The 14,108-nt window shown below is 74.2% G+C and carries 14 protein-coding genes and 1 pseudogene; 8 read left to right on the top strand and 7 right to left on the bottom strand.

Annotated elements, in window-relative coordinates; genetic code table 11:
• Window positions 1–152: 152 nt before the first annotated feature.
• Window positions 153–1,808, bottom strand: a complete 1,656-nt coding sequence (locus tag ACGF07_RS31150; protein ID WP_392904177.1) for an FAD-binding dehydrogenase — start codon at window positions 1,806–1,808, stop codon at window positions 153–155.
• 318 nt (window positions 1,809–2,126) lie between these two features.
• On the opposite strand from ACGF07_RS31150, the gene ACGF07_RS31155 reads away from it, so the two are divergent.
• The gene (locus ACGF07_RS31155) at window positions 2,127–3,065 is read left to right on the top strand and encodes an SGNH/GDSL hydrolase family protein (protein WP_350739124.1); all 939 of its coding nucleotides are present in this window, start codon (window positions 2,127–2,129) and stop codon (window positions 3,063–3,065) included.
• A gap of 112 nt (window positions 3,066–3,177) precedes the next feature.
• On the opposite strand, the gene ACGF07_RS31160 is transcribed toward ACGF07_RS31155, so the two are convergent.
• Window positions 3,178–4,293, bottom strand: coding sequence for a HoxN/HupN/NixA family nickel/cobalt transporter (locus ACGF07_RS31160; RefSeq protein WP_392904179.1), 1,116 nt, complete (start codon window positions 4,291–4,293; stop codon window positions 3,178–3,180).
• A gap of 328 nt (window positions 4,294–4,621) precedes the next feature.
• Here ACGF07_RS31160 and ACGF07_RS31165 point away from each other — a divergent pair, with 328 nt between their 5' ends.
• From ACGF07_RS31165 to ACGF07_RS31190, 6 genes are all read left to right on the top strand, one after another.
• A complete protein-coding gene (locus ACGF07_RS31165) occupies window positions 4,622–6,472 on the top strand; it encodes a CocE/NonD family hydrolase (protein WP_392904181.1) in 1,851 nt (616 codons plus the stop codon).
• Window positions 6,473–6,541: 69 nt separating this feature from the next.
• Window positions 6,542–7,237 (top strand): aspartate/glutamate racemase family protein, encoded by a 696-nt coding sequence (locus ACGF07_RS31170; RefSeq protein ID WP_392904184.1) that lies wholly within the window; start codon window positions 6,542–6,544, stop codon window positions 7,235–7,237.
• Between the two features lie 193 nt (window positions 7,238–7,430).
• Window positions 7,431–8,201, top strand: coding sequence for an alpha/beta hydrolase (locus ACGF07_RS31175; protein WP_392904186.1), 771 nt, complete (start codon window positions 7,431–7,433; stop codon window positions 8,199–8,201).
• Window positions 8,202–8,432: 231 nt separating this feature from the next.
• Window positions 8,433–8,948 carry a hypothetical protein gene (locus ACGF07_RS31180; RefSeq protein ID WP_392904189.1) on the top strand — a complete coding sequence of 172 codons (516 nt, stop codon included), beginning with the start codon at window positions 8,433–8,435 and terminating at the stop codon, window positions 8,946–8,948.
• Window positions 8,949–9,017: 69 nt separating this feature from the next.
• Window positions 9,018–9,578, top strand: a complete 561-nt coding sequence (locus ACGF07_RS31185; protein ID WP_392904192.1) for a class I SAM-dependent methyltransferase — start codon at window positions 9,018–9,020, stop codon at window positions 9,576–9,578.
• A gap of 71 nt (window positions 9,579–9,649) precedes the next feature.
• A complete protein-coding gene (locus tag ACGF07_RS31190) occupies window positions 9,650–10,093 on the top strand; it encodes a hypothetical protein (protein WP_392904194.1) in 444 nt (147 codons plus the stop codon).
• A gap of 49 nt (window positions 10,094–10,142) precedes the next feature.
• Here the strand turns inward: ACGF07_RS31190 and ACGF07_RS31195 are convergent, their stop codons facing one another.
• The 3 genes from ACGF07_RS31195 to ACGF07_RS31205 all read right to left on the bottom strand — a co-directional run bounded on the left by ACGF07_RS31195 (window position 10,143) and on the right by ACGF07_RS31205 (window position 12,142).
• Window positions 10,143–10,451 carry a cupin domain-containing protein gene (locus tag ACGF07_RS31195; RefSeq protein ID WP_392904196.1) on the bottom strand — a complete coding sequence of 103 codons (309 nt, stop codon included), beginning with the start codon at window positions 10,449–10,451 and terminating at the stop codon, window positions 10,143–10,145.
• Between the two features lie 68 nt (window positions 10,452–10,519).
• Window positions 10,520–11,362 (bottom strand): aminoglycoside phosphotransferase family protein, encoded by an 843-nt coding sequence (locus ACGF07_RS31200; RefSeq protein WP_392904198.1) that lies wholly within the window; start codon window positions 11,360–11,362, stop codon window positions 10,520–10,522.
• 42 nt (window positions 11,363–11,404) lie between these two features.
• A complete protein-coding gene (locus ACGF07_RS31205; protein WP_392904200.1) occupies window positions 11,405–12,142 on the bottom strand; it encodes an SDR family NAD(P)-dependent oxidoreductase in 738 nt (245 codons plus the stop codon).
• Between the two features lie 69 nt (window positions 12,143–12,211).
• Between ACGF07_RS31205 and ACGF07_RS31210 the strand changes: the two genes are divergently transcribed.
• On the top strand, window positions 12,212–13,030 hold the full coding sequence (locus tag ACGF07_RS31210; RefSeq protein ID WP_392904203.1) for a LysR family transcriptional regulator: 819 nt from the start codon (window positions 12,212–12,214) through the stop codon (window positions 13,028–13,030).
• Between the two features lie 114 nt (window positions 13,031–13,144).
• Here the strand turns inward: ACGF07_RS31210 and ACGF07_RS31215 are convergent, their stop codons facing one another.
• Window positions 13,145–13,801 (bottom strand): HAD family hydrolase, encoded by a 657-nt coding sequence (locus ACGF07_RS31215; RefSeq protein WP_350749398.1) that lies wholly within the window; start codon window positions 13,799–13,801, stop codon window positions 13,145–13,147.
• Window positions 13,802–13,927: 126 nt separating this feature from the next.
• Window positions 13,928–14,108: pseudogene (locus ACGF07_RS31220) on the bottom strand (hypothetical protein); the annotation flags it as partial.

The raw sequence follows: 14,108 nt of genomic DNA on the forward strand, positions 1-14,108 counted from the left end.
CGGGGGGGGCTACCCGGAAGGGGGCCCCGCCCCCGCGGGGTGGGGGTGGGGCGGGGGGGGCCGGGCGGGGGCCGGGTGGGGGGGGGGGGGGGGGGGGGCGCCCCCGGGGGGGGGGGGGCCCCACCGCCCTTCCGCACCGCCCGCGGGGCCCGTCACGCCACCGCCTCCGCCGCCGCCCGGCCCGCCGTGCGTCCCGAGAACAGGCAGCCGCCGAGGAAGGTGCCCTCCAGCGACCGGTAGCCGTGGACTCCCCCGCCGCCGAAGCCGGCCGCCTCGCCGGCCGCGTAGACGCCGGGCAGCGGCTCGCCGTCCGGGCGCAGCACCCGCGCGGACAGGTCGGTCTGCAGGCCGCCGAGCGACTTGCGGGTCAGGACGCTGAGCCGGACGGCGATCAGCGGGGCGGCGGCCGGGTCGAGGATGCGGTGCGGGGCGGCGGTGCGGACGAGCTTGTCGCCGAGGTAGCGGCGGGCGCCGTGGATGGCGGTGACCTGGAGGTCCTTGGCGAAGGGGTTGGCCACCTGCCGGTCGCGGTCCTCGACGGTGCGGCGCAGCTCGTACGGGTCGATCAGCGGTTCGCGGGTCTTGGCGTTCATGCCCCGGGCGAGGTCGGCGAGGTTGCCGGCGACGACGAAGTCCGGGCCGTGCCGCAGGTGCGCCCGGACCGGTCCGGGGGCGCCGGGCAGTGCCCGTCCGAGCACGCCGCGCACGGACCTGCCCGTCAGGTCGGGGTTCTGTTCCGAGCCGGAGAGGGTGAACTCCTTCTCGATGATCCGCTGGTTGAGCACGAACCAGGTGTGCTGGTGCCCGCTCGCCATGATGTGTTCGAGGGTGCCGAGGGTGTCGAAGCCGGGGAAGAGCGGGACGGGCAGCCGGTTGCCGCGGGCGTCCAGCCACAGCGAGGAGGGGCCGGGCAGGATGCGGATGCCGTGCCGGGCCCAGATCGGGTCCCAGTTCTCGATGCCCTCGGTGTAGTGCCACATCCGGTCGCCGTTGACCAGGTTGGCGCCGGCCCGCGCGGTGATCCCGAGCATCAGGCCGTCGACGTGCGCGGGAACGCCGGAGAGCAGCTTGGCGGGCGGGGTGCCGAGCCGGGCGGGCCACGCCTGGCGGACCAGGTCGTGGTTGCCGCCGATGCCGCCGGAGGCCACGATCACGGCCTGGGCGCGCAGTTCGAAGCTCCCGGCGACCTCGCGGGAGCTGGCTTCGCCGCGACCGGCCGGGCTGGGGACCAGCACCTCCCCGGTGACGGTGTCGGGCACGCCCGCGGTGGCGGTCAGCCCGGTGACCCGGTGCCGGAAGCGCAGGTCGACCAGTCCCCGGGCGGCGGCGGAGCGGACCCGCCGGACGAAGGGGGCGAGCAGTCCGGGCCCGGTGCCCCAGGTGATGTGGAAGCGCGGCACCGAGTTGCCGGGCCCGTCGGCGAGGAAGCCGCCGCGCTCGGCCCAGCCGACCACCGGGAAGAACCGCACGCCCATGCGGTGCAGCCAGGAGCGCTTCTCGCCGGCGGCGAAGTCGACGTAGGCCTCGGCCCAGCGGCGCGGCCAGGCGTCCTCGGGCCGGTCGAAGCCGGCGGTGCCGAGCCAGTCCTGGAGGGCGAGGGCGTGGGAGTCGCGGATGCGCATCCGGCGCTGCTCGGGCGAGTCGACCAGGAAGAGGCCGCCGAAGGACCAGTGCGCCTGGCCGCCGAACGAGGCGGCGGGCTCCTGGTCGAGCAGGATCACCTTCCGTCCGGCGTCGGCGAGTTCGGCGGTGGCGGCCAGGCCGGCGAGTCCCGCTCCGATGACGATGACGTCGGCGTCCAGGGCCATTGCGCAGTCCTCCGTCGCGGCTGTTCGGTGTGCGCCGATAGTGCGGCCTGGGGTGACGCCCGGTCAACCGGCCGGTAACAAGCGTGTCCGCGAATTCCGCTCCACGGCGTTTCGAAAACACCTCCGATACGCGGTGGAGCGGAATTCGAAATGTCACCCGGTGCCATCTGACGGAATTTCGGCGATTTCCGTCGGAACCATGGACGTGCGCGAAACCTGGCAGTAACTTACCTGCGAGTAGCTGCGGCCCGGCTCGGCACGACCCCCACCCGTCGAACCACCTCCCCCACCCGTCGTTTCTCTCCCCCAGGAGGAACCGTGCTCCGCCCTGCCCGGAATTCCCGGCGACTCCGCAATTCCACCGCGCTCGCCGCGGTCGCCCTCGGCGCGGCCCTCGCGCTCACCTCGACCACCGCCCAGGCCGCCACCGCGGCGCCGAAGCACTACGTGGCCCTCGGCGACTCCTACGCGGCCGGTGCCGGCGTGCCCGGCCAGTCGGCCGGCCTGTGCCTGCGCTCCGACCGCAACTACGGCCACCTGGTCGCCGCCGCACTCAAGGCCGGCACCTACACCGACGTCACCTGTTCGGCCGCCAAGGTCAAGGCCATGACCCAGCCGCAGTACGACGCCTTCATCCGGGTCAACGACCCCCAGCTGGACTCGGTGACCGGCGACACCGACCTGGTGACCCTCGGGATCGGCGGCAACGACCTCGCCGCCAGCGACCTCGGCCTCGGCGAACTGGTCGCCACCTGCATCGCCGGCGCGGTGGTCAACCCGACCGGCACCCCCTGCAAGGACGTCTACCACCACGGCTACTGGGACTGGAGCACCTGGTCCTGGCAGTACGGCAACGACGACCTGGCCGAGCGGATCACCACCACGATCGCCCCGCAGATCGCCACCACCCTCCGGCAGATCCACGCCAAGGCGCCCAAGGCCAAGGTGCTGCTGGTCGGCTACCCGTCCGTACTGCCCGCCGACGGCTCCAGCTGCGTGCTGCGCCAGCCCGTGACGCCCGGCGACGTCGAGTACATGTACGGCGTGCTCAACGAGCTGAACGCCGCCCTCAGGTCCACCGCGGCGGCGAACGGCGCGACGTACGTGGACACCGCGACGCCCACCGCCGGGCACGACGTCTGCTCCGACGACCGCTGGATCGAGGGCGCGCTGCCCGGCTCGCCCGCGGTGCCGTTCCACCCCAACGCGACCGGCGAGAAGGCGATGGCGGACGCGGTGCTGGCCGCCCTGCGGTAGCGGGGGCCAGCACCGGCCGGGCGGAGCCCGGGACGGCGCTGCGCGGACCCCGGAAGCCGCGAGGGACCGGTGACCATACCCCGGTCACCGGCCCCTCGGTCGTCCCGACGGATCACTCCGACTCGGCCGCGGCCAGCCCCGCCGACCACTTCTCCTCGACCTTGCCGAACTTCCAGAACGCGATCGCCCCGATCCAGGTCAGCACGAACAGGCCGACGATCGCGTAGCCGACGAAGTTGAGGTCCAGCTCGCCGATCCAGGCGATCGGGCCGCTGGTGATGTCCAGCTTCTCGCCGACCAGCCCGATCAGCTCGACCAGGCCGATGACCAGCGCGACCAGCACCGAAAGGCCGGTGACGGTCAGGTTGTAGTAGATCTTGCGGACCGGCTTGGAGAACGCCCACTCGTACGCGAAGTTCATGAACGAACCGTCGATGGTGTCCAGCAGGCTCATCCCGGCCGCGAACAGGATCGGCAGCGTCAGCAGCGCGTACCAGGGCAGCGAGAACGCCGCCGCCCCGCCGGCCAGCACCAGCAGCGACACCTCGGTGGCGGTGTCGAAGCCCAGGCCGAACAGCAGGCCCACCGGGTACATGTGCCAGGGCTTGGTGACCGCCCGGGTGACCTTGCCGAGGACCCGGTTCATCAGCCCGCGCCGCTCCAGCTGGCGCTCCAACTCGGCCTCGTCGTACTCGCCCTGGCGCATCCGGCGGAACACCCCGAGGATGCCGTTGAACGCGCCCAGGTTGATCAGGCCCAGCAGCAGCAGGAAGGTGCCGGAGACGGTCGTGCCGATCAGGCCGGTCATCCGGTGCAGCGTCGAGTCGTCCGCCTCCACCTCGTCGGCGAGCGAGCGGATGCCGAAGGCGAGCAGCGCGCAGAGGCCGAAGACGATCGAGGAGTGCCCCAGCGAGAACCAGAAGCCGACCGACAGCGGCCGCTTGCCCTGGCCCATCAGCTTGCGGGTGGTGTTGTCGATCGCCGCGATGTGGTCCGCGTCGAAGGCGTGCCGCATCCCGAGGGTGTAGGCGGTCAGGCCCATGCCCGCGCCGAAGACCTGGCCGCCGACGTCGTAGTGCTCGGGCGCGACCATGGCCAGCAGCGTGAACCAGCCGACGACGTGCAGCACCAGGATGAAGCCGCCCATCCCGGCCAGGCGCGTCCACTCCTCACGGGTGAGCCGGTCTCGCCATCTGACGGGCGGGGCACCTGCGGCGGCGCTGGACATCCGGTGGTCCTCTCGGGTGGTGCGGGCGGAGCTGGGCCATCTTTCCCCCCTTGGACGAGCAGTTGCAAGTCATGCGCAATTACGGACCGGTCTCGTGCCGTGCCGCGCGGGCCCCCGGAAGCCCGCCACCGCACGGCACTCGTCCGTCCGGTCCTGGTCCGTACTGGTTCGCAGCGGTCTGCAGTGGTTCGCTCCTGTTCACACCGGCTCGCCAGGAAATCCGCCGCTTCCTCCCCTACTGTCGGAATGCCGACGCCCGCGACGCGGTCCCCGAACGCGCCGCGGGGCCACGCGGTGCTCACCGGCCCGGGACCCGATGGGAGCGGCCATGCCGTCCTACCCCTTCCACACCACCCGCGAGGACGTCCGCATCCCGCTGCCCGACGGCACCCGGCTGGCCGCCCGGCTGTGGCGCCCGACCGGCGACGAGCCCGTCCCGGCCCTGCTGGAGTACTCGGCCGACCGCCTCTCCGACCGCACCGTCGCCGAGGACGCCCGGCGCCACCCCTGGTACGCCGGCCACGGCTACGCCGCCGTCCGGGTCGACACCCGCGGCCACGGCAACTCCGACGGCCTGCCCGGTGAGCCCGGCGACGAGCAGGACCTCGCCGACGGCGCCGCCGTCATCGACTGGATCGCCCGCCGCCCCTGGTGCAACGGCCGGCTCGGCCTGCTCGGCACCGGCGCCGCCGCCACCAACGCGCTGCGCCTCGCCGCCCGCAGCCCGGACACCGTCGGCGCCGTGGTCGCCGCCTGCCCCGAGGGCGGCCACCGGCTCGGCGGTGCCCTCCTCGCCGCCGACCTCCACACCCGGCTCACCGCCCTGGTCGCCGACGCCGCGCTCCCGCCGGACCCGCGGCACACCGGGGACGCCTGGCGGTCCGCCTGGCTCGCCCGGCTGGAGTCACTGGAACCCCCGGTCGACCGCTGGCTCGCCGCCGGGGACACCACCGTGCCGGTCTCCGTCCCGGTGTTCGCGGTCGCCGGCTGGGGCGATCCGTCCTGCTCCTTCGTCCTGCGCCTGCTGGCCGAGTCCCCCACCGCGCACGCCGTCCTCGGCCCCTGGCCGCACGGCCTGCCCGAGGCCGCCCTGCCCGAGACGCTGCGCTGGTGGGAGCACTGGCTGCGCGGCGCCGACACCGGCGCCCTCAAGGCGCCGGCCCTGCGGAGCTGGATCGGCACCCGGTGGACCGGCGAGGACAGCTGGCCCTCACCCGACGTGCGCGAGATCCACTACCAGCTGGACGGCCAGCTGCGCACCGCCGGCACCTCCGCCGACGACCGCTACGTCCACGTCCGCTCCCCGCAGCACACCGGCCTCAACGCCGGCGCCTACGTCCCGCGCGGCCGCCCCGCCGACCAGCCGCCGGACCAGCGCGAGGAGGACGGCCGCTCCGTCTGCTTCGACTCCCAGCCGCTGCCGGAGCCGCTCGAACTGCTCGGCATCCCGACGGTGCGGCTGCGGCTGCGCTCCCGCGAGGGCGGCGGGCCCGTCCAGCTGGTCGCCCGGCTCTGCGAGGCCGCCCCGGACGGCACCTCGCGGCTGCTCACCCGGGGCGTGCTGACGGCCGCCGGCCCGGACGCCGAGATCGAGCTCGCCGCCTTCGCGGCCACCGTCCCGGCCGGGCACCGGTTGCGGCTCGCCCTGTCCTCCGTCTACTGGCCGTGGGTGTGGCCGCCCGCCGACGACACCGGCTACGCCGTCGACCCGTCGCGCTCCACGCTCAGCCTGCCCGTGCGCCACCTCGCCGCGGACGTCGGCGCCCCGCCCGTCACCTTCGAGCCGCCCGCACTGCCCGACGCGCCGGACATCCACCTCACCGAGCCGCTCGCCGCCCGGCCCGAACACCTCACGGTGCACGACATCGGCCGCCACGAGTGGCGCACCGAACTCTCCCCCGCCGGCGGCGGCACCTGCACCCACCCCGACGGCCTGGTCCGCGACGAGCAGACCGTCACCGCCTACCGCGTCCTCACCGGCGCCCCGCTGAGCGCCCAGGCCCGTACGGACCACGCGGTGCGGCTGGAGCGGCCGGACATCGGCTGGGACGTCACGGTGCAGACCCGCACCCAACTGCGGTGCGATGCCGAGCACTTCATCAGCGTGGTGCAGCTGCGGGCGCTGGAGGCCGGGTCGGTGGTGTTCACCCGGGAGTGGCAGCACCGGGTGGCGAGGTAGGCCTGGGGAAGGTCATAGCTTCGCTTATAGGGTTGCCACTTCGCCTTCCATCGGCTTATAAATCTGCCCATGCGAACCCTCGGCCTGATCGGCGGCATGAGCTGGGAATCCACCGCCGAGTACTACCGCCTGCTGAACGAGCTCACCCGCGACCGGCTCGGCGGCCTGCACTCCGCCCGCCTGGTGCTCCACTCGGTCGACTTCGCCGAGATCGAGCGGTTGCAGACCGCTGGGCGCTGGGAGGAGGCCGGGTCGGTCCTGGCCCGCGCGGCCCGCTCGCTGGAGGCAGCCGGCGCCGACCTCCTGCTGATCTGCACCAACACCATGCACAAGGTCGCCGACCAGGTCGCGGCGGCGGTCTCGGTCCCGCTGCTGCACCTGGCCGACGCCACCGCGCAGGCCGTCCGGGCGGCGGGCGTCCGGCGGGTGGGGCTGCTGGGGACGGCCTTCACGATGGAACAGGACTTCTACCGGGGGCGTTTGGCGTCCCACGGCCTGGAGGTCCTGGTGCCGGAAGAGGACGCGCGCGCCCTGGTGCACCGGGTGATCTACGAGGAACTGTGCGTCGGGATCGTCCGGGAGGAGTCCCGGGCGGCGTACCGGCGGGTGATCGGGGACCTGGTGGCAGCGGGCGCGGAGGGCGTCATCCTCGGCTGCACCGAGATCGAACTGCTGGTGCGGCCCGAGGATAGCCCCGTCCCGGTGTTCCCGACCACTCGTCTGCATGCGAAGGCAGCCGTGGCCGCGGCACTTGACGGCGAGTGAGGGGAAAAGGGCTTGCGCCCGGGGGCGTTCGCCCTGCATGATCTTCCCGACCGCGAAAGAGAACGAGGAGGTGAGCCCCGTGAACGCAGTATCGATGTGGGTGCTCCCCCTCTCCGCGACGGTCGGGCGATAGACGTAGGTGTCCGCCGGGAGCCCCTGAACACATGTGGGCATTCCGGAAAGGCAACACGCTATGTACTCTCTCCAGTTCACCTCTGAGTCGACCTCGAACGGCATCCGCGAGCGCGACTTCACCCTGAACGGCGACTCCGACCTCCCCGGCGTCCCCGGAGTCCTCTGGTCGCCGGCCACCGGCGCCGACCGCGCACCGCTGGTCCTGATGGCCCACGGCGGCGGCAACTACAAGAAGCACCCGGCGATGTCGGGCCGGGCCCGCCTCCTGGTGCAGGGCTGCGGCTTCCACGTCGCCGTCCTCGACGCGCCCGGCCACGGCGACCGGCCGCGCACGGCGCACGACGAGGCCGAGATCGCCGAGTTGTTCCGGGCCCGCGCGGCCGGCGAGCCGGAAGGCCCGATCGTCGTCCGCTACAACGCCCACCTGGCTGATCTCGCCGTGCCCGAGTACCGGGCCACCCTGGACGCCCTCCAGGAGCTCCCCGAGATCGGCACCGACGGCCCCGTGGGCTTCTGGGGCATCAACATGGGCACCGCGATCGGCGTACCGTTCGTGGCGGCCGAACCCCGGGTCACCGCGGCCGTCTTCGGCCAGCACTGGCCCCACGTCCTGGCCGAGCAGGCGAAGCGGATCACCATCCCGATCGAGTTCGACCTGCAGTGGGACGACGAGCACATCTCCCGCGAGGAGGGCCTCGCACTGTTCGACGCCTTCGCCTCGGCGGAGAAGTCCCTGCACGTCAACTCCGGTCGGCACAAGGAGCTGCCCCGCTTCGAGGCCGACAGCGCCGTCCGGTTCTTCACCCGCCACCTGACCCGGGCGGCCTGACCCTCCCCCGGGGGGGGGGGGGGGGCGCCGCCGGCCCCCCCCCCCCCCCCCCCCCCCCCCCCCCCCCCCCACGCGCCCCCCCCCCCCCCCCCCGGCGGGGGGGGGGCCCGCCCCCCCCCCCCCCCCCCCCCCCCCCCGGCTCCCCTTCGAGTCCACCCTCTTGGCCACCCGTCGTCCGCCGTCGGACACTTGGCCGAGCACCCGTCACCGCCGATCCGCTGAGGGGGAACCGTGATCCACAGCCCCGGCCCGCCGCCGTCGCACGTCCCCACCGATCGGCAGACCGCCGCCGAATGGACGGGCCGCATCGCCGTCCTGCGCGCGACCCCGCCCGGCTGGTTCTTCCTGCTCGGGCGGCAGTCCACCGACGACCACCTCTGCCGCCTCGACCTCGACTACCACCTGGGCCGCGACTTCGTCGCCATCGTCCAGACCTCCCGACCCGTGCCGGACCACTTCCGGGTCACCTCGGACACCACCCCGCAGAGCCAGCTCACCAACTACCTCGCCAACTCGGGCCGCATCGACCACCGCGCGATGCTCGCCCCGCTCGCCACCACCACCAGCCGGGGCGCCATCCGCGTCGACGGCACCGCCGTGCCCGTCGAGATCCACCACAGCCACGGCTGCCGCAGCGCCGCCGTCCACCGTCTTCCCGACCAGCCCGGCCACCTGGTCGTCACCGCCCCCGACGAGCGCTGGGCCGCCGTCACCGACCTCGCCCTCCGGCCACCGGCCGCCCGCTGACCGCACCGGCCGATGGGACACTCACGAGCACGGCGCGAGCGGCACGAAGCTCCGTACTGGAACACCAACGTGGCGCGCCACCCGGGCATCCTGCGGGCGGTGCCGCCGGGGTGCCGGACGGCACTGGACGTGGGCTGCGGGGACGGGCTGCTGGCGTCGAAGCTGGCGCGGCGCAGTCGGCAGGTCGTCGGGGTGGACGCCTCCAGCACGATGGTGGCACGCGCGAGCGCCACCTACGCCGAACCCACCTTCCTGGAAGGCGACTTCCTCACGCTCGACCTACCGGCCGGGGGCTTCGACTTCATCTGCTCCGTCACGGCCGTGCACCACATGGACTTCGAGGCCGCACTCCTCAGGATGCGGGAGCTGCTGCGGCCCGGCGGCGTCCTGGTGGTGGTCGGCCTCGCCCGGGAGGATTCCGCGGCCGACCGGGCCCGCCGGGTGGCGGCCGCACCGCTGGTGCGGACCGTCAAGGCCCTGCGGCGGGCGGTCGAACCGGAGGGCATGCCGATGGCCGCACCGACGATGAGCCATCGGGAGGTGCGGGAGACGGCCGCCCGGCTGCTGCCCGGGGTGCGCTACCGGTGGCACGTGTTGCGGCGCTACTCGCTGACCTGGTGCAGGATCTGAGCAGCACTCCGCTGAGTGTCAGTGCCGACTGCGAGAGTGCGGCTGTGACTTGTGACGTCTGTGGACACGGGATGCGGCAGGTGCCGGTGTCGGAACTCCGGGGCGACTGGGCCCTGCCGGTGCGGGAGCGCTGGTCCTGCAGCTGGTGCCACGCCTGGACGGAGCTCGGCCACGGCCCGGCGGAGGTCTCCCGCCCGTGCTACGAGCCGCCCGAGTGGCGCTGGGAACGCGCCGAGTCCGAGTCCCTGCCCGTCGCGACCTCCCACGCCTACGGGTACTTCGGCGCGACCCTGTGCGGCATACGGCAGGACGGCATGCACGCCTCTCCCTACTACTGGCTGCCGGGCCGGGCCGACGCCTGCCCGGCTTGCCGGGAGGCGGCGGTCATCATCGACCGGCGCTGGCCGACGGACCCGGAGGGCGCGAAGTGCGAGCGGCTGACCGCGCGGCAAGTCGGCCCGTCCGACCTCCTGTGCGCGCTCAGGCCGCCCGGCGGGTCCGACCGGGCGGCCTGAGCGGAGCGCCGTCGATCGGACGGTGTCGTCCGGCCGGGGCGAGGCACTGCTACGACTCCTCCGGCACCTCCACGATCAGTAGCGTCCCCCGGCTTCCGGGCCGCACCGAGTGGCGCGCGCCGGCCGGCACGAGGCACAGTTCGCCGGCGCGGACCGTCGAAGCCTCGCCGGCCACTTCCAGTTCGAGGAGCCCGTCGGCGACGAACAGCACCTCGGCCGTCGCGTGCACCTCCGGTGCCAGCTCCCGGCCGTCCATCGTGAGTACCTTCACCGCTGCCGTCCCGACCTGCCCCAGCACCACCGACCGCCAGGCGTCCGGGAGTCGGGCCGCGTGCGCGTTCACGTCCACCACGTTCATGCCCGGGACGCTACCCGGCCGCGCCCGGCCGTTGGTCGACCGGAGGGTAAAACCCCGCGGGACCGCCGTCACCCGTCCCGCTCGGCGAGCACCTCGGCGATCACGTGCCGGGCGGTGTCCGCCATCCGCCGGTCGGTGCACCGGTAGTACTCCAGCTCCGTCAGGGCGACGGACAGGGCCCAGCCCCTCCCCCGGGCCCAGGCGGCGGGGTCGGCGCCGACGGCCGCGCGGAAGGTGTCGCGGGCGGTGGGCCCGAGCACGTACCAGGCCGGGATGAGGTCCACCGCCGGGTCGCCGAGGCCCGCGCAGCCGAAGTCGATGACGGCGCCGAGCCGGCCCGAGCCGTCGACCAGGAGCTTGCCGGGCTGGAGGTCCGCATGGATCCAGACCGGCGGCCCGGGGTGGGCCGGGGCGCGCAGCGACGCCTCCCAGGCCGACGTCACCGCCCCGGCATCCACCGCGGGCGCCAGCGCCGCGATCGCGCGCCGGACTGCACCGTCCCGGTCGGCGAGGGGCTCGCTGCGGTAGGAGGCGGGACCGCCGGCCGGGTCGACCCGGTGCAGGGCCGTGACGAACGACGCCAGGTCCGCCGCCAGCGCACCGGAGCCGGTGCCGGCCGCCGGGTTGGTGCCGTCCAGCCAGCGCAGGACGGACCAGGGCCAGGGGCAGCCGTCGACCGGCGCGCCCAGGCCGACGGGTGCGGGGACGGCGACCGGCAGTTCGGGCGCCAGACGCCCCAGCCAGGTGTGCTCCTTCTCGATGTCCTCGGCCGCCTCCGGGATGCGCGGGATCCGTACGACCAGGTCCACGCGCAGCGCGGCCCAGTGCGGGAACCGCTCGGCCACCATCCGGCGGACCAGCGCCCGGTCGATGCGGAGTTCGTTCGCGTGCATCGCGGGGGACGTCGACATGGCGCCCGACCCTGCCAGCGCCGGCCGTGCCCGGCAAGCGGATTACCAGGGCACCACCTGGCCCAGGTGGTCGACGAAGTGGAGGCCGGCCTTCCCCCGGTGCCGCTCGATCGTCTCGGCCACGCCGGGGACGCTCTCCTCGACGCTGAGCTCGGCCTCGGACCCGCCGAGTTCGGTGCGGACCCAGCCAGGGTCCATCAGCAGCAGGGTCCGCCCGTCGTCCGCCCGTCGGGCGGCGTAGCAGCGCATCAGCTGGTTCAGCGCGGACTTGCTGGCCCGGTACAGGTCCTGGCCGCCGCGGGTGTTGCGGCTGATGCTCCCCTGGTCGGAGGACATCACGCCGATGGTCCCGCTCGGCGCGACGAGCGGGCCGAGCCGCTCCACGACGCGCATCGGGCTGAGCGCGTTGGTCACCATCACCTCGGTGAACATGTCGGTCGGGACGTCGCCGATCGGCAGGTCGCCGCGGGTGACGGCGGCGTTGACGAAGAGCAGGTCGAGCGGGGCGCGGTGGGCGAGCCGGCCGCCCAGCGCGGCGATCTGCCGCGGGTCGGTCATCTCCAGCGTCTCGACGGTCAGCCGCCCGCCGAAGGAGTCGGCCAGGTCGTGCAGGCCGGTGCGGCGGCTGCCGCGCACGGTGCCGATGACGTCCCAGTCGCGGCGCAGGAGTTCGGCGGCGAGGCCGAGGCCGAGGGTACGGGAGGCGCCGATGATCAGTGCCGTGCTGCGGGCGGCATCCGGCGCGGTGCCGCGGGTGGTGTCCCGGGTGGTGTCGGTCATGCGGCCAGTCTTCGAGGGGGCCCGCCGGAGCGTCCAATACTCTCCCGCGCGCGTTGATACCGTGCGGGTATGGATCTGGACCTGCGCAAGCTCCGCTACTTCGTGGCGGTGGCCGAACACGGCCGGTTCGGCCGCGCGGCGGAGGCGTTGTTCATCGCCCAGCCGGTGCTCAGCCGACAGATCCAGGCGCTCGAGCGCGAGTTGGGCTGCGCCCTGTTCACCCGGACCACACGCAGCGTCGAACTGACCGTCGCCGGGCAGAAGTTGTACGAGGAGGCGCAGCGGATCACCGCGGCCGTCGACGCCGCCCTGCAGCGCGTGCAGGAGGCCGCGCGGGGCGAGCAGCGGCTGGTCGTGGCGTTCTCCCCCGGCCTGCGCGTCTCGGAGGCGATCCGGGCGTTCACGGCGCGCCGCCCGGAGGTCGCGGTCGACGTGCTACCCCTGCGCTGGTGGGAGCAGGACGCGCCGCTGCGCGACGGCCGGGCGCACATCGGCTTCCTGCGGCGCCCGTTCGACGCCACGGGGCTGCGCACCGTTCCGATCGGGCGGGAGACGAAGGTCGCCTGCCTGCCCGTGACGCACCCGCTGGCCGCCCGGCGCAGCCTCACCTCGGCCGATCTCGACGGTGAGCCGGTGCTGGACGCCCGGACGCGGCGGACCTCCTCGCTGGAGGAGAAGTTCGAGCTGGTCGCCTCGGGGCAGGGCATCGCGCTGGTGCCGGTCAGCATCACGGGCTTCTACTCCCGCCCCGACCTCGCCTATCTGCCCGTCACCGACTCGCCGCCCGTGGAGACGTGCCTGGCGGTACCGGAGGGCGCCGACCGGGCGGGCGTCGTTCGGGACTTCCTCGAGGTCGCCGTCGCCACCCTCCGCTCGCCCGGCGCCTGACGGCGAGGTCCCGGCCGCCCGCCACGGGGGCCGGGGCCAGTGGCCGGGGCGAGCGACCGGGGCCGGGGCCGGGGCGACCGGCCGGGGCCGGTCCATCCGCCCGGAGGGCGGCGGCTACCCCCGATGGGCCGCCAGCAGCCCGGGCAGCTCGCGCATGTCGTCGAAGACGACCGTGCCCGGCCCGGCCAGCCGCTCCGCGGCCGTGACGCCGCCCGCGTAGCCGAGCGCGCGCATCCCGGCGGCGCGGGCGGCCCGCACACCCGGCTCGCTGTCCTCGACGACGACGCAGGCGGCCGGGTCGACGCCCATCGTCCGCGCGGCGTGCAGGAAGAGGTCGGGCGCGGGCTTGCCGCGTCCGACCTCGGTGGCGCTGAAGATCCGGCCCTCGAACCGTTCGTACAGCCCGGTGCGGCCCAGCGTGTGGCGCATCTTCTCGTGGGTGCCGCTGGACGCCACGCAGGTGGGCAGGGTGATCGCGTCGAGCGCCTCCGGCAGGCCGTCCACCGGCGCCAACTCGGCGTCCACGGCCTCGGCGTGGAGTTCACGGAACCGCTTGCCCCACACCGCCGCCACCTCCGCCCCGAGCCGCTCGGCGACCAGGGCGTTGTTGGCGGCCTCCGACCGCCCGACGAACCGCTCGATCGCCTCGGCGCCCGTCAGCGGCCAGCCGTACTCCTCCCCCAGCCGCACCAGCACCCGGACGGCGATCACCTCGCTGTCCACCAGGACGCCGTCGCAGTCGAATATCACCAGCTCTGTCGGCTTGATCATCGAGCCAGGATAGGGCGCCGCCGGGCCGGGCCCGGCCGGTCCGGGCGAGCGCCCGGCGCCCGGCGGCCGGAGCCGCCGGGCGCTCGGGAGCGGATGCGGTGTGGCTGGTGGTGCGGAGGGCCGGTGTCAGCCGGTCTGGATGGAGGTGTCGTCGATCACGAAGCTCGTCTGGAGCGAGGAGTCCTCGACGCCGTTGAACTTCAGGGTGACGCTCTGGCCCGCGTAGGCCGACAGGTCGAAGGTGCGCTGCTGGTAGCCGGCCGCGGCGTCCACGTTGGAGTAGGTCTTCAGCGTGGTGCCGTTGACC

This window comes from Kitasatospora sp. NPDC048194 (assembly GCF_043202455.1).
In the GTDB taxonomy this organism is placed as follows: Bacteria; Actinomycetota; Actinomycetes; order Streptomycetales; family Streptomycetaceae; genus Kitasatospora.

Excerpts from the sequence above, each read along its gene's own strand:
- ACGF07_RS31215 (WP_350749398.1), bottom strand. The coding sequence starts at position 13,801 with ATGATCAAGCCGACAGAGCTGGTGATATTCGACTGCGACGGCGTCCTG.
- ACGF07_RS31200 (WP_392904198.1), bottom strand. The coding sequence starts at position 11,362 with ATGTCGACGTCCCCCGCGATGCACGCGAACGAACTCCGCATCGACCGG.
- ACGF07_RS31210 (WP_392904203.1), top strand. The coding sequence starts at position 12,212 with ATGGATCTGGACCTGCGCAAGCTCCGCTACTTCGTGGCGGTGGCCGAA.
- ACGF07_RS31195 (WP_392904196.1), bottom strand. The coding sequence starts at position 10,451 with ATGAACGTGGTGGACGTGAACGCGCACGCGGCCCGACTCCCGGACGCC.
- ACGF07_RS31170 (WP_392904184.1), top strand. The coding sequence starts at position 6,542 with ATGCGAACCCTCGGCCTGATCGGCGGCATGAGCTGGGAATCCACCGCC.
- ACGF07_RS31150 (WP_392904177.1), bottom strand. The coding sequence starts at position 1,808 with ATGGCCCTGGACGCCGACGTCATCGTCATCGGAGCGGGACTCGCCGGC.
- ACGF07_RS31175 (WP_392904186.1), top strand. The coding sequence starts at position 7,431 with ATGTACTCTCTCCAGTTCACCTCTGAGTCGACCTCGAACGGCATCCGC.
- ACGF07_RS31205 (WP_392904200.1), bottom strand. The coding sequence starts at position 12,142 with ATGACCGACACCACCCGGGACACCACCCGCGGCACCGCGCCGGATGCC.
- ACGF07_RS31160 (WP_392904179.1), bottom strand. The coding sequence starts at position 4,293 with ATGTCCAGCGCCGCCGCAGGTGCCCCGCCCGTCAGATGGCGAGACCGG.
- ACGF07_RS31190 (WP_392904194.1), top strand. The coding sequence starts at position 9,650 with ATGCGGCAGGTGCCGGTGTCGGAACTCCGGGGCGACTGGGCCCTGCCG.
- ACGF07_RS31165 (WP_392904181.1), top strand. The coding sequence starts at position 4,622 with ATGCCGTCCTACCCCTTCCACACCACCCGCGAGGACGTCCGCATCCCG.